Source organism: Nocardiopsis dassonvillei (assembly GCF_964273065.1).
GTDB classification, from domain to species: Bacteria; Actinomycetota; Actinomycetes; order Streptosporangiales; family Streptosporangiaceae; genus Nocardiopsis; species Nocardiopsis dassonvillei_B.
The window spans coordinates 6,544,466-6,560,329 of record NZ_OZ186815.1; the positions used below are offsets into that span (position 1 = coordinate 6,544,466).

Sequence of the window (15,864 nt, forward strand, 5' to 3'; positions counted from 1 at the left end):
ACGGGGTCCGGAACGGGGCGAGGACCTCTTGCGAGGTCCTCAGGGAACCCCTGTGACCTGGGGTTTTGTGGCGCACCCGGCAGGATTCGAACCTGCGGCCATCGGATGAGAAGTGCCCTGGTTGCGTGCCGTGACGTATCGCTACGTACCGTTTCGTGCCACCTCATCCGATCCGCCCTGCCGCCCTGTGTCATGTCGTACCGCCCGGTGTCGCCCCGTTCCAAAACCGTGGAGCACCAACGGAGCACGCACGGGCCGACGGTGACGTCCGATGGCACCTCCCAAGCTGTCCGGGTGGCGACTGGCGGCCATGGCAGTCAGTAAGCAATCGATTGCAATTCGTCGTTATTATGCCTGTTTCGGACTCTTCCTGTGGTCGGAGGGGTGTTGTGAGTACTGGGTGGCCAGATGTGGCCACCGGCTGTGTCTCTCCAGCTCACGCGAGTGGTTTTCGGAGAAGGGCCCCGCCTGGTTCAGGGTCCCGCATCTGGGTCTCTTGTGTGGTTTGCGTGGTTTCACTACCTTCACCTTCGATTACCGCGGAAACCTAGTCCGTGGTGACACCTGACCTCTCACAACCGAACCAGACAGGCATCCCCCATGCGTCGTTCCCTGACCCGTACGGCAGCGGCCTCCACGGCTGCGGCACTGGCGCTGTCGTTGCTGGCCGCGGCACCCGCGTGGGCGGATGAGGACGACGAGCCTGTCTCGTCCGGTGCTGATCAGTCGGTGGTCGACCTGGCCGAGCAGGATGCGCTGGCGCTGGCGCGCGAGACCGGGGATCCGGTCGAGATCGCAGCGCTGACCGATGAGAAGACGATCCACTACGCCAACCCCGACGGCACCCTGACCGCGGAGATCTCCGCCCTGCCGGTCCGGGTCCGCTCTGAGCAGGGGTGGATCGACGCGGACACCACCCTGGTCACCGGATCCGACGGTCTGGTCCGGCCCCGCGCGGCCGGCATGGACATCGCCTTCTCCGGCGGCGGCGACGCCCCCATGGCCCGTATCGGGATCGGCTCCAACAGCGTCGAACTCGACTGGGACGGCCCCCTGCCCACCCCGGTTCTGGACGGCGACCAGGCCACCTACCCCGACGTGCTGCCCGACGTCGACCTGGTTCTGACCGCCGGGATCGAAGGCTTCACCCAGGTCCTGGTCGTGCACACCCCCGAAGCCGCCGCCCTGCCCGAACTCGCCGAACTCGAACTCCCCCTGGACACCACCGGGGTCGCCCTCAGGGCTGACGAGCACGGCAACATCGAAGCCACCGGCAACGAGGGCGGCCACGGCGTGTTCAGCGTCCAGGCCCCGGCCATGTGGGACTCCACCGGCATCGAAGAGACCCAGGGGGAGGACCCCACCGTCGCCGCGACCACCGGCGCCCGCACCGCCCTGGTCGAGACCGACATCACCGTCGACAGCATCCGCCTGGTCCCCGACCAGGGCCTGCTGACCGGTGAGGACACCCAGTACCCGGTCTACATCGACCCCTCGGTCAGCGCCAACCGCCCCAACTGGGCCTACGTCGACAAGACCTACCCCAACCAGGCGTACTACAACAAGAGCGTCGACAGCGTCGGTGTGGGCTACTACTCCGGAGGCGAAGGCACCTACACCCGCCGGGCCCTGTTCCAGTTCACCGTGATGGGGCGCACCGCCCACGCCAACACCATCATCAACTCCGCCACGCTGCGCGCCGAGGTGGCCTGGGCCTACACCTGCACCAGCAACTCCTACATCCAGCTGCACCGGGTGGACGCGTTCAACAGCAAGACCACCTGGAGCAACCAGCCCACCGCCCGCACCCTGCTCGACACCCAGAACATCAAGGGCGGCTGGGCCACCTGCCCCAAGTCCACGGGTGTGGAGTTCGACGCCACCACCGCCTACAAGTGGGGCGTCGACAACGAAGCCTCGCACATCTACCTGCGGTTGAAGGAACGCGACGAGTCCGCCAGCAGCGCCTGGCGCCGCTTCGACATCAAGAACAAGCCCCCGGTACTGGTGGTCAACTACAACCACCCGCCGGAAAAACCCGTCACCTCCACCATCTCCGACTCCCTGGGCGGTGCCTGCTCCACCGACAAGACCCAACCGCGCTTGGTCAACAACACCGAGGTCACCCTGCGCGGCCAGCTCCGCGACCGCGACTCCTACTACGTCGGCCAGCAGGTCAAGGGCCAGTTCGAGTGGAAGGTCGACGGCGCCTCGACCAACCTGGGGTCGGCCGAGTCGGCATACGTCACCGTGGCCAAGTGGAGTGGTGGCAGCTATCGCAGCGTCACAGTCAAGAACCTGCCCCAGAACCAGCTGATCGCCTACCGCCTGCGCGGCCACGACCAGCAGAACTGGGGACCGTGGTCGTCCTGGTGCTACCTGAAGGTCGACACCACCAAGCCCCAGACCGGACCCAAGGTGATCTCCACCGACTACCCGGCCGGAGACGTCGTCCACGGCAGCGTGGGACGCAGCGGCGACTTCACCTTCTCCAACAACGGCGTCGCCCAAGCGGTGGCCTACCACTACAGCCTCAACGACGCCACCTGCTCCACCAAGATCACCCTGGACACCCCCGGGGCCACGGTGACCGTGCCGATCACCCCGCGCCGGGACGGCCCCAACCTGCTGCACGCCCGCACCACCGACGCCTTCGGTAACTCCTCGGCGTGCGTGCTGGTGTACACCTTCACCGTTGCACCGCCCTCCAACCCGGTCTCCTACTTCCCCCTCAACGAGGGGCAGGGAAGTGTGGCGGCGGACTTCGTCCACGACGACCGCGTTGCCACGGCCTCCGGCCCGGTGGACTGGACCCGCGGCCGTGTCGGCGAACGCACCGGCCAGAACTACCGGCTCGAAGGCGCCGGCCTGGACACCACCAGCGGCAACCGGTTGGCCACCGAAAACCCGGTGATCGACACCGATGACGCCTTCACCGTCTCGGCCTGGGTCCGCCTGGACGGCCAGCCCAGCCGCGCCTACACCGCCGTTTCCCAGGCAGGAAACCGCCACAGCGGCTTCTACCTCGGCTACCAGCACACCGACGGCGGCCGCTGGATCTTCAAACAGGCCCCCCACGACGGCGACGACACCTCCATCTCCCAGCGCGTCCTGTCCCTGGAACCGGCACAGACCGGCGTGTGGACTCACCTCATGGGCACCTACGACCCCGAGACCGGCGCCCTCACCCTGTACGTCGACGGCGTCGAGCAGGGCACCCACATCCAGCAGAGCGCCTGGAACGCCCAAGGGCCGTTCGTGATCGGCGGCGCCCTGTACCGCGGCACCTACCACGACTTCTGGCCCGGCGCCATCGACGACGTCCGGGTCTGGGACCGGGTCCTGACCGACGAGGTCCCCGAAGAGAGCGACGACGCGTACTCCGAGGCCTGGGAACTCGCCAACCGTCCTGCCGCTTTGGAAGGGCGCTGGAAGCTGGACGAATACGAGGGCACCGTCGTTGCGGACTCCTCCGACCACGGCCTGACCGGCACCCTCCACGGCAACCCGCTCACCGCCTGGAACCAAGCGATGAACGACGTCACCTTCGCCCCCGGAGTCAGCCTGAACCGTGCCGAGCGAGAACGCATCACCACCCAGGGACCCGCGATCCGCACCGACCGCAGCTACAGCGTCGCCGCCTGGGTCCGCCTGGACGAGGTCGGCGCCAACACCGCCGCCGTCTCCCAGAGCGGCACCGACCACAGCGCCTTCACCCTCGCTTACCAGTACACCTACGACTGGAACAACTGGGTGATGAAACTGCCGCCCGAAGACCGCACCGGCGCCACCGGATGGCACCGCGCCCTGTCCGAGCACGCCCCGGAATTCGGCCGCTGGACCCACCTGGCCGCCACCTACGACCACACTCGACGTGAAGCCACCCTGTACGTCGACGGCGTGAAGAACGGCACGGTCCAGGTTCCCAACGCTTGGCATGCTAATGGCCCCGTGGTGATCGGCGGCGGACTGTTCCAGAAGAACTTCGCCGACGCCTGGGCTGGCGACATCAGCGATGTGCACCTCTACCAGGGAATCCTGACCCAGGAAGACATCAACAACGTGTACGAGGGGTTCATCCCGACAGGGGCTTTCTGAGATGTGAAGCATCTTTTGAACCTGCGCAGTTCCACCCCACCTCATCCCTTGAAACGGCAACCCGGCGGCAACGATGACCGTCGGGCCTGGAGGCCCCTGTGTCCGTGACCCCTTCCCCCGAAGACTTCAACGCCCTCTCCGACCAAGACGCCCCCCCGCGTACCCGGCTTTTCGCCGATCGGTTGCGCCGATGGGCCTCCGGCGCCGTTTCGATCGCTGTCATCATCGCGCTGTTGTCGGTCTCGACCTCACAGGCCGAATCGATCAACCAGCAACCTGAGGCCCCAGATGAGGGCTGGCTGCAGACCAGTACCTTTGTCACTGAGGCAATCGAAGAGGACTCGGCCGTCGATGATGCGGCGATCACCGAACTCGATTCGGCTGCATGGCCCGGCACCGGCACCGTCGAGTTGCAGCAACCCCCTTCCGAAGGTGCGACCGTTTCCCTGGCCCCGGTATCCGATGAGGACTTCCAGGAATGGGAGATCCCCCTGTTCCTGCAGCAGAACGTCCTTCCCGAGGATGAGCCCGCGGCGGAGAACCGCCTGCACACCGAACCCGAATCGGGGGCCGACCCCTCGGAGCCCCCAGCGGACTCCGAAGGTGCCTCGACCGAACCGGCGACGCCGGATTCAGGGCAGGGCGCCGAAGGCCCGGCCGAGGGAACTCCAGAACAGGAATCCTCCCCGGAGGTCCTGGCCGAAGAAGAGGCTGAGGTGCAGGAGGAGCCGGTCCCGGTCGTTCCGGAGCCGGTGACGGATGCGACCCTGGAGGTTCTCGACACACAGACCGCCGAAGCCGCCGGGATCAACGGCCTGGTGATGCGCCTGACCCGCACCGACGACGTGCAAGCTCCCGGTCCGGTCGAGGTAGAGCTGGACTACGGCGACTTCACCACCGCCTTCGGCGGCGACTACGGGGCGCGCCTGCGCCTGATCGCGCTGGACGAGTGCGCATTGGAGGAGAATCCGGCCGAGGACTGCCGAGCCGCTTACGACCTGGGCGCGGTCAACGACTTCTCTGCCCGGACCCTCAGCGCCATGGCCCCGGCCACCGCTTCCGGTGTCACGCTCGCCGCTGTGTCCGACGCCGGTGGCAACAGCGGCGACTACCAGGCCAGCGAACTGTCCCCGTCGGCGTCCTGGGAGGTCGGTCTGCAGACCGGCGACTTCTCCTGGTCCTACCCGATCGACACCCCGGACGTGGCCGGAGGCCTGGCCCCCAGCGTCTCCCTGTCCTACTCCTCCGGCTCCATCGACGGGCGCACCGCCTCCACCAACAACCAGACCTCCTGGATCGGTGAAGGCTTCAACTACCACCCCGGTTTCATCGAACGCTCCTACGTCCCATGTGCCGACGACGGCCAGAAGGACCCGAACAAGACCGGTGACCAATGCTGGCGCCGCCACAACGCCACCCTGTCGCTGAACGGCATGTCCAGCGAACTACTGGTAGACGAGGACGGCACCTGGCGACTGCGCAGCGACGACGGCTCCAAAGTCGAACGCCTGACCGGCACCACCAACGGCGACAACGACGGCGAGTACTGGAAGGTCACCACCCCCGACGGCACCCAGTACTTCTTCGGCCGCAACCGCCTGCCCGGCTGGACCTCGGGAAACCCCGAGACCAACTCCGCCTGGACCACACCCGTCTACGGCAACAACGACGGGGAACCCTGCCACAAGTCCTCGTTCGCAGACTCCTGGTGCCAACAGGCCTGGCGGTGGAACCTCGACTACGTCGTCGACGTCCACGGCAACGCCATGACCCTGCACTACACCAAGGAGAAGAACCACTACGCCCGCAACATGGGCACCGTCGCCACCCCCTACGACCGGGGCGGCTACCTGCGCCGCATCGACTACGGCCTGCGCAGCGACAATGTGTACGCCACCGCGCCGTCCCGGGTCGTCTTCACCACCGGCGAACGCTGCCTGAAGACCGACTCCTTCGACTGCGCCGCCGACAAGCGCACCAAGACCAACGCCTCCCACTGGCCCGATGTCCCGCAGGACCAGGACTGCAAGTCCGGGGAGAAGTGCACCGGCAACTACTCCCCGACCTTCTGGACCACCAAGAAGCTCGACAAGGTCACCACCCAGTACCACAACGGTACGGAGTACGTGCCCATCGACTCCTGGACGCTGACCCACAAGTTCCCCGCGCCCGGTGACGGCACCGACCCGGCCCTGTGGCTGGACTCCATCACCCACACCGGACACGTCGGTGGAACCCTGGCCACCCCGAAGCTGACGTTCGCCGGTACCCCCATGCCCAACCGGGTCGACTCCACCTCCGACGGAGTCGCCCCCATGAACAAGTGGCGCATCACCGCCGTTTACTCCGAGTCCGGCGGCCAGCTCGACATCCTGTACTCCCAGCCCGACTGCACCCCCGGGCAGACCCCGGAGCCGCACAGCAACACCAGGCGCTGCTACCCGGTCAGATGGGTGCCCTCCGGCCGGGGCGACAAGGACATCACCGACTGGTTCCACAAGTATGTCGTCACCCAGGTGGTCGAGGTCGACCTGGTCACCGACCAGCCCGATGTCATCACCACCTACGACTACCGGGGCGGGGCCGCCTGGCGGTACATGGACGCCGACGGTTTCACCAAGGACGACAAGAGAACCTGGTCCCAGTGGCGCGGCTACGAGATCGTCCGTGTCAACACCGGTGTGGAGGGTGAGACCCGCAGCGAGGAGGAGCACCGATTCTTCCGCGGCATGCACGGCGACAAGCAACCCTCCGGCACCCGCAGCGTCAAGGTCACCGACTCCGAGGGCGGCGAGCACACCGATTACGACCACTTCTACGGTCAGACCCTGGAGACGCTGACCCGCAACGGTCCGGGTGGTGAGGTCGTGGAGAAGACCATCGCCGTCCCCTGGCACCACCGCACCGCATCACGCACCTACTCCTGGGGCACCCTGACCGCGGACATCGTTCGCACCGCCTCGGAACGCAGCTACACCCCCACGGCCGACGGCGGCTGGCGCCAGCACCGTATGGACACCACCCATGACACCCTTGGCATGCCCACCGAGGTCTTCGACCACGGCGACACCTCCGTCGCGGGTGACGAGCAGTGCTCTCGCACCACCTACGTGCGCAACACCAGCAAGAACATCCTCGGCCTGGTCTCCCGCCAGGAAGCCGTTGCCGTGGGCTGCGACACCACACCCCGTTACCCCGGCGACGTCATCGCCGACACCCGCACCGCCTACGACGGCGGCAACATCGGCACCGTGCCCACCCGAGGCTTGGAAACCCGCAGTGAGCGGTTGAAGGACTACAACGGCACCACCCCCGTCTACCAGACCATCCAGACCTCCACCTACGACTCCTACGGTCGCGAACTCACCCAGACCGACGCCGAGGGCAACACCCTCACCTACGAGTTCACCTCGGCCGTGGCCGGTGGACCGGCGACCACGCTCAAGGTCACCAACCCGTTGGGGCACATCGCCACCACCCAGATGGAACCGGCCCGCTCCCTGCCCGTCGCCGAGCTCGACGCCAACGGCAGGAAGATCGAGCTCGCCTACGACCCACTGGGACGCCTGACCGAGGTCTGGCTCGCCGACCGCGACCGGTCTCGCGGAGTGAGCCCCAGCCTTAAGTTCGCCTACCACGTCAGCAAGGACAAGCCGACCTACATCGCCAGCAGCGGGCTCAACGCACACGGCGCCTACATCACCAGTTACCAGATCTTCGACGGCCTGCTGCGCCCCCGCCAGACGCAGACCGCCACCGGCAACGGCGGCCGTCTGATCAGCGACACCCTTCACGACAACCGGGGCCTGCAGGTCCAGACCCGCACCGCCTACCCCACGGCCGGTGAACCCGGCGGCGACATCGTCATCGTCAACAACACCGACGAGGTCCCCCGCTGGGAGCGCACCGTCTACGACGGAGCCGAACGCCCGGTCCACGCGATCAGCATGTCCCGCGGTCTGGAGCAGTGGCGCGTCAGTACCCAGTACAACGGTGAGCAGACCCTGGTGACCGCCCCGGAGGGCGGCGTGGGCACCACCACCATCACCGACATCCGCGGCAACACCACCGAACTGCGCCACCACCACGGCCGCGAACCCGTCGGCGACTACGACGAGATCACCTACACCTACAACCACCGCAACGACCTGGACACGGTCACCGACTCCGAAGGCAACACCTGGACCCATACCTACGACCTGCGGGGCCGTAAGGTCTCCACCACCGACCCCGACACCGGCACCACCACCTTCACCTACGACGAGCTGGACCGGCTGGCCACCAAGACCGACGCTCGGGACGAAACCCTGGCCTACGTCTATGACGCCTTGGGCCGCACCGTCTCCCTGCACGACGACTCCCCGCAGGGGAACAAGCGCGCGGCCTGGGTCTACGACACCCTGGCCAAGGGGCAGCTCACCTCGTCCACCCGCTACAGCGACGGCAACGCCTACACCACCCGTGTCGTGGCCTACGACCAGCTGTACCGGCCCGTCACCAGCGACGTCATCGTCCCTGCGGCCGAGACCGGGATCGCGGGAACCTACCGGTTCACCACCCGCTACAACCCCGACGGCAGCATCAAGAACCAGGTCATGCCTGCCGTTGGCGGCCTGGACGTGGAGAACGTCTCCTACACCTACAACGACCTCGGCCAGATGACCCGGGTCGCGGGCGACGGCACCTATGTGGAGGCCGCCTACTACTCCAGCATCGGCAACCTCACCCAGCGCTCCTTCAGCCGGGAGGGCACCCGCGCCCGCAAGACCTGGGCGACCTGGGACTACGACGAGGCCACCAACCGGGTGAAGTGGGCCAGCGTCGTCCCCGAGGTCGGCAACGGATCACTGCTGCACCAGCACTACGCCTACGACGACGCCGGCAACATCCTCTCCATCCGGGACGAACCCTCCGACCCCAACCGGCTCTTCGACGTCCAGTGCTACGCCTATGACGAGCGGCGCCAGCTCAGCGAGGTCTGGACCCCCGACGCCACCGGCGAGAACGCCTGCACGGCCGAACCCAATGCCGCGAACCTGGGCGGAGCCGCCCCCTACTGGCACTCCTACACCTACGACGCCATCGGCAACCGCGTCACCGAGACCAAAAACGGCATCGGCGGAGCCACCAACCGCAGCTACACCACCCCCGAAGCCGGGCAGACCCAGCCCCACGCCCTGACCCGAGTGGAGGAGCAGGGCCCGGCCGGCGGCCGCCTGGAGGAGTACGCCTACGACGATTCCGGGAACATGGTCTCCCGCGTCACCGCCTCGGCCGACCAGGTCATGGAATGGGACGCCGAAGGCAAGCTCGTCACCGTCGGAGACGCCGACCTGGGCGTGACCCGCTACCTGTACGACGCCGACGGGGCGCGCCTGATCCGCCGCAGCCCGACCACCACCACCCTGTACCTGCCGGGCACGGAACTGCACTACGAGCGCCAGAGCCTGCTGCGCACCGCGCTGCGCTACTACCAGCACGCGGGGGAGACGGTCGCGGTCCGCGACTCCGACGGAAAGGTCTCCTGGATCTTCTCCGACCACCACGGCACCGGCCAGATGGCCATCGACTCCGCCACCGGCGAGGTGACCCAGCGCCGGTTCACCGCCTTCGGTGAGGACCGAGGCGGCGGCATGGGGGACTGGCCCGACGAGCGAGGGTTCGTGGGCGGCACCATCGATGCCTCCACGGGACTGACCCAGCTGGGGGCGCGTGCATACGATGCGGCGATCGGCCGGTTCATCTCGGTGGACCCCGTGATGGACCTGACCGATCCGCAGCAGATGCACGGGTACGCCTACGCCAACAACAACCCGGTCACCTACTCCGACCCCGACGGTCTCAAGGTCCGCAAGTTCCTGTCCGGGCTGAGCAACCGCCTCAAGTCGGGGCGCAACAGGGTCCGCAACAGCTTCCGCAGCGGGTGGAACCGGGTGTGGAACTCCCGCCCGTTCCGCAACGTCAGGACGACCGTCCGCCAGCGGACGACCAACTTCTCCGTCAGGACCTACAACACCGTCCGGAACACCTACCGGCGTGTGCCCCACTCCGACAAGATCTTCAGCTTCGTCGCCGGGGCGCAGAGAACCGTCAACACGTTCGTGCCACCGGTTATGGCGACCAACTGGGCCTTGAGGAAGGTCGGCCTGCCCACATCAGATGAACTCGCCATCCAACTGGGGGCAGACCCGAACTCCGGGGCCTACAAGCTCGGCGAGACCATACCGGATCTGCTGGTCCCCGGTGGCTGGGCCAGCCGAGGTATCCGGGGTGCGCGGAACCTGATCGGCGGTCTGCGCGATGACAGCAAGGACGACGCCCTGTCCTGTGCCCTGGGAAACAGCTTCGTCAGGGGCACCCGGGTGTTGATGGCCGACGGGTCGCACAAGGCGATCGAGGACATCAAGATCGGTGAGAAGGTGTGGGCCTCCGACCCGGAAACGGGCGAAGAGGGGCCGCGCACGGTCCTGGCCACCATCGTCGGCGAGGGCACCAAGACCCTGGTCGAGATCACCGTGGACACCACCGCACAGATCGACGCCGACACCCTGGACGAGGGCGATCTGCCTGACGGGCCGTCTCGGCCGGGGCCGATGGTGCTGGGCGATGCGATCATCGCCACCGACGGACACCCGTTCTGGGTGCCGCTGCTGGGCGAGTGGGTCGACGCCGTCGACCTGGTCCCCGGGATGTGGTTCCTGTCTTCTGAGGGCACCCTGGTCCAGGTCACCGGTACCCGGGTCTGGACCGAGCCGGAGCGGGTCTACAACCTCACCGTCCAAGACCTCCACACGTACTATGTGCTCACGGGCGATATCTCGCTCCTGACTCACAACTGTGGGCAGCAGCTTTATGACAGGGCGAGGGAGGTCTATGAATCTCTTGGTATTGAAAGATCCACTGCTGCAGTCGCTTCCGTCAGGACCAGGAATGGAAGTGTAGTGAATCGCGTCTCAACAACCCTTGATGGGATTCCTAGCGCATGGAGAAGTGGAGGAAATCCCTTGGCGGGAACTCGTGACCAGTTCATACCAGGGATTGCTGGCGTTCACGCCGAGCGTAGGATTTACGATACGCTCCGAACTGGTGAAGAGATCCTTGGGATATCATCTTCTACGCGAATGTGCTTCTCCTGCTTTATTGAAGGAATTAGTAGTAATCATAATCTAAGCAGGAGTCCAATTGGTATGGGGTCTGGTGCGCGAGGGGCAGAAGACCGTACCATCTGGAGAACTTTGGTGAGGTAATTATAAGATGTCGGCGTATCTTGCGCACTTGGAGCTCGTGCTACTGCGGATGTCCCCGTTCCTAAACGAGTCCCGTTTCCCTTTTATGCAGTCGATTGGTGCTGCTGAATCTGGGGAGCTGATCCCCTGGGTGCAGTCTGGGGGCGGGGACAAGCTTCGCGCCTACGTTTACGATGGGGCGGAGCCGCCGGACGCGCTTGATGCGGAATTTTTTAATAGCTTGGCGGCTGAGTTTATTCTTAGAATCGATGCGGGTTTTCGGGAGAAAAATTTCGTTCCTGATGACTCAGTTCATTATCCCTCGGTTTTCTGGAAGCACTGCGACTCTGCTCTCCATGTGAGGGGTGGGTACTCTGACCCAGCTTACTCTGGAATCAAGGAAACACTCTGGGGAATCGAACAGGCCTGGCAGGAAAAAAGCGAATTAATTTTTTCAAAGAGTTCTTCGATTTCTCTTGCGAGAGCAGAAATTGTCTCTCTGATTAATAAATCGATTGCAAAAAGAATTGAAATATCTCGACTTGTGGCTAGGTGTGCAGGATGGTGATTAGGGTGATGAATATTTATCGTTGAGGTTTGATCATTGACTCCGGTATTGATTCGTTAAGATCCTGCGGGCTTGGAAGAGGTTTCAGAACGAGGCCCGCCTTCAAGCGGGTAAGAACTGGCAGGTGACGGGGCTGGTGTTTACCCGTCAGGACGGTTCGGGGTGGCATCCGGGTCAGGTCAGTGACTGGTTCTGCCGCATCGCCAAAGCCGCCGCACTTCCGCCCATCACGCTGCACGGGCTGCGCCACGGGGCCGCCTCGCTCGCGCTCGCCGCAGGAACGGACGTGAAGGTGGTCTCCACCGAGCTCGGCCACGCCACGACGCACTTCACCCAGGACACGTACCAGTCGGTGTATCCCGACGTCGCGAAGGCCGCGGCGGAGGCGACCGCCGCGCTGTTGCGCGGGGAACCGGCCTCGGCCGGGTAGCGGGACGGGGGAGCACACCAGGAGCGATTCAGCGCCCCGAGCCCCGGGCTGCGAGGCGGGTCCACCCCGCCCGGCCTGGGGCTTCCTCGTGGGCGGGGCCGGTGGGCCATCGGATCAAAGGTCCCCTGGACACGGTCACTCATCAGATTCTTCATCTCTCCACCGTTTAAGGATGGGCATTGTTCCAATAGGTGGTGCCCGAGGAACTCGCCCACCCTCAGGGCGGTGGGCCCCTCGGGCACCGCGACGGCTAGGTGCTGGCCGCGATCATCTTTGTGGTTCCCACCGACTGCACCTGGGCCCAGCTCCCTCCCGTGTTCGGAACGTCCAACCCCACCGCGCACCGGCGTTCCACCGAGTAGATCCGCGCCAGGGTGTGGGTAAAGCTTCACCGGTCCGTCCTGAGCGCGTTCGGTGCCCGGGGTGACCTGGACTGGTCGCGGTGTGCGATCGACCCGGTGAACATGCGTGCTCTCTACGGATGGACCTGGCGGCTCCGAATCCTGTCGATCGGGGCAAGAAAGGACCAAAGCCCCACCTGATCACCGATCAGACGGGTCTGCCTCTTTCTGTGACGATCTCGGGGCCAATACCCACGACATCCAGGCTCCATAAAGTCTGGTGGCGGGGATCGCTCCGACCCCGCCGCAGACTCTGCAGGCGAAGATCGGCAATCTGCACGGTGACTAGGGCTACGACTACGCCCACCTGCGCCGATGGCAGGTCGAGCGCACCATGTTCTGGCTGGTCAGATGCGGTACGCCGAGAGCTGTAGTCCACGCCTCGCATTAAAGCTTTGGATAGAGCTGAGGCCAGGTGTACCGCCGTGATGGTATAGCCGACTGAAGGACGGATCAAGATTCGCACTCAGAGGCTAGGTTCAAAAAATTTGTTCTATTGTAATTCTCACTAGGAGAATTCTATGGAATAATATTCTGTTATGGAACGATCAAAAAATTCGGTTCGGGATTGGGTGCTGAGAATTTTCAAAGTGTCGCCTAAGGGCGGCCTGTCTCAGATTGGTTCTGACGAAAATTCCGCGATTGAGAACACTGTGCAGGGCGATGTTTCGGGCGCGGCGGTCCAGGCGAATGTGATCGCTGGCCCGGTCATGTTCTTTCGAGCTGGAGAAGGCTCGTCGATTGATAATTCGGAACCTTCTGTTTTGGTTTCTAATGCGAATCTATATCAGGTAGGGGTACATCGGTCTCTGGGTGGGAATGGGGCGGTGGTGACCTACGTGGAGCGCGACATCGACGCAAATCTACGCGCCCAAACAACCAAGGCCGGTATTGGGGGTGGTTTTGTCTTGGTGGTAGGTGGATCGGCTTCGGGTAAAACTCGCGCGGCCTGGCAGGCGGTCGTTACTCAATTCCCAAATCACAGCCTAATAATCCCGGAAGTAGGATCTGACTTGCCAAGTTTGACAAGGCGAGTCAAGGTCGAAGCTAGTCGGAGTTCAGGAGTGGTGGTTTGGCTGGATGATATTGATAGGCATATAAATACTAATAGCAGCCTTGATGTGGCAATGATATATTCCTTGGTCGAGATGGGGGTAGTGGTGATTGCTACTCTGCGCCAGGTTATCTACGACGAATACCGTAGTGTTTCAAGTCGTACGAGAGGTATTCGGGATCTTGTGCAGATGCAGAGCGGTCAAGGTATTATACGCAGTGTAGATCCTGTATATCTTGATCGAGTGTGGAGCGAAGCGGAAATTACGCGAGCCACTCAAACTGCCAATCGATACGGCGATCAGGCCTTGTCTGATGCGTTGGAGGGCCAGAGGCGCAGCGCAGAAAATGGGACATTTGTGCACGGTGTGGCCGAGTATCTGGCTGCTGCGCCCGAACTTATTGACCTTTGGAAGTGTTCAAAAAACAGTATCGGAACGGAGGGTGGTCACCCGCGTGGTTACCGCCTTGTGGCTGCGGCAGTGGACTTGGCGCGCATCGGAGTTGAACATGTCACGAGTGAACTCCTTGAAGTGGCACACGCTAGGTATGAACTACCTTCTGCTTTGCGCCCTGAACCCTTTTCTGATGCTTTGGAATGGGCTTCTGAAGTAGTATTTGGTGCTAGCAGTCTGCTTGTACCTTCTAATGACATGGGTCATCCTAGTTGGCGACCCTTTGATTATTTGATTGATGTCGTATCTGATCCTATACCCCCTGCCGTATGGGGTGATGCCTTGCTTCATATAAAGAACCCTGATGTGCTCTTCTCTATGGGTATAAAGGCAGCTGACGACCCTGCCCCATTCCTCGTAGAGGGTGAACTTGCCTCCTTTTTTGAGTCGGGTGACCATATTTCACTGTTTGTGGAACTTGCCTGGAATCTGGCGGCCACCAGAGGTCATGAAAAAGCCATTACTGCACTGGGGTTTCTGTATAGGGAGAGCGGAGATTTAGTTAAAGCTAAGAGCTTCTTCGAGCGTGCTGCCAGGAAGGAAATTATTGCTGGCATGCTAGGCCTCGGGCTTCTCCTCGATGGGCAAGGAGAAGCAGATGAAGCCTTCTATTGGTGGTCTAAGGCGGCAAGTAGGGGTGACGTTTCAAGCATGGTGCAACTTGGATTGAAGGTGGAAGCGAAGGGTGATTTGGAAAAAGCTGAATTTTGGTATAAAAAGGCTGATGGGCTTGGCTCCTTGGATGCCATTGTGGCCCTTGGCGCACTATTCTACAAGCGGGGGGAAATCGATAAGTCCAAAGCTTACTGGAAGCGTGCCGCCGAAAAGGGGGACGATGCGGCGATGGAAATTATAAAACTTCTGCATGAAGAGTGAATAATTAAATTGACAAAGCTGATTAAGGTGCATCTGAAAAGGGTTATATGTTTGCAAATCGGAAGGAGGAATTTCTTGGTATGCGGAGGGTGTAGTGCCTAACGGTCGTGCTCTCATTTCCTGAAGCTGGAGGTGATGAGGGAGAAGCTCGGGAGCTAACGGTCCAGGCGATGGCGGTGACGATCAACGCCAGTGCGGTCGTGATGCCCGCCGCCTAGGGTGCGGACTCGCACCCTTGGCTTGTGATGGAGACTCTGCCGAACCACAGCCCCGCGCCTAGCGCGTGCGGGATCGCGATGTTGGCCGCTACTGCCCCGGTCCACCTCGGCTTGCCCGTACCACCTGATTTTGGTGCGCCCCCTGCGGGGTAAGGGGCTTTGGATGGAACGGCCATATGCGGCCGGTGGGGCGACAGGGCGTAGCCTGGCCCAACGGTGCCCTATGTGACCGTCGGGGCGCTTGTGGGCCCGCGTGGGGCTATCCCGGGGGCGGACACGGGGAAGGGCGCTGCAGGGTCACAGGATGGCAAAGTGCTCCGCGAGGTCAACCGCCACCTGTACTGGCCTTGTACTGGGGAGCACACCAGGAGCACACATCGGCCCGGAACGCGGCGAGGACCTCTTGCGAGGTCCTTGGGTAACCCCTGTGACCTGGGGTTTTGTGGCGCACCCAGCCCGACACAATACGAACCTTCAGCCTGTGATCGAGGGGCCACAGATCGAACTCCTTCCTGCTCACGCCAAGGTGCGCAGGGACG

4 protein-coding genes and 2 pseudogenes are annotated in these 15,864 nt (G+C 63.5%); all 6 read left to right on the top strand.

The annotated features are described in order from the left end of the window. The first annotated feature begins 600 nt into the window (after window positions 1-600). Window positions 601-4,098 (top strand): LamG-like jellyroll fold domain-containing protein, encoded by a 3,498-nt coding sequence (locus ACSUPR_RS29050; protein WP_436888251.1) that lies wholly within the window; start codon window positions 601-603, stop codon window positions 4,096-4,098. Between the two features lie 716 nt (window positions 4,099-4,814). Then, entirely contained in the window at window positions 4,815-11,345 is a 6,531-nt protein-coding gene (locus tag ACSUPR_RS29055; RefSeq protein WP_436888253.1) for a polymorphic toxin-type HINT domain-containing protein, read from the top strand. Window positions 11,346-11,373: 28 nt separating this feature from the next. Continuing rightward, window positions 11,374-11,892: a hypothetical protein gene (locus ACSUPR_RS29060; protein WP_436888254.1), complete on the top strand. Its 519-nt coding sequence runs from the start codon at window positions 11,374-11,376 to the stop codon at window positions 11,890-11,892. Between the two features lie 55 nt (window positions 11,893-11,947). Next, window positions 11,948-12,322: pseudogene (locus tag ACSUPR_RS29065) on the top strand (tyrosine-type recombinase/integrase); the annotation flags it as partial. 191 nt (window positions 12,323-12,513) lie between these two features. After that, window positions 12,514-13,078: pseudogene (locus ACSUPR_RS29070) on the top strand (transposase); the annotation flags it as partial. Window positions 13,079-13,262: 184 nt separating this feature from the next. Further along, window positions 13,263-15,107 carry a tetratricopeptide repeat protein gene (locus tag ACSUPR_RS29075; protein WP_436888256.1) on the top strand — a complete coding sequence of 615 codons (1,845 nt, stop codon included), beginning with the start codon at window positions 13,263-13,265 and terminating at the stop codon, window positions 15,105-15,107. Window positions 15,108-15,864: the final 757 nt, after the last annotated feature.

What these genes read in the sequence shown, in the direction of transcription:
- ACSUPR_RS29050 (WP_436888251.1), top strand. Translation starts at nt 601, where the DNA reads ATGCGTCGTTCCCTGACCCGTACGGCAGCGGCCTCCACGGCTGCGGCA.
- ACSUPR_RS29075 (WP_436888256.1), top strand. Translation starts at nt 13,263, where the DNA reads ATGGAACGATCAAAAAATTCGGTTCGGGATTGGGTGCTGAGAATTTTC.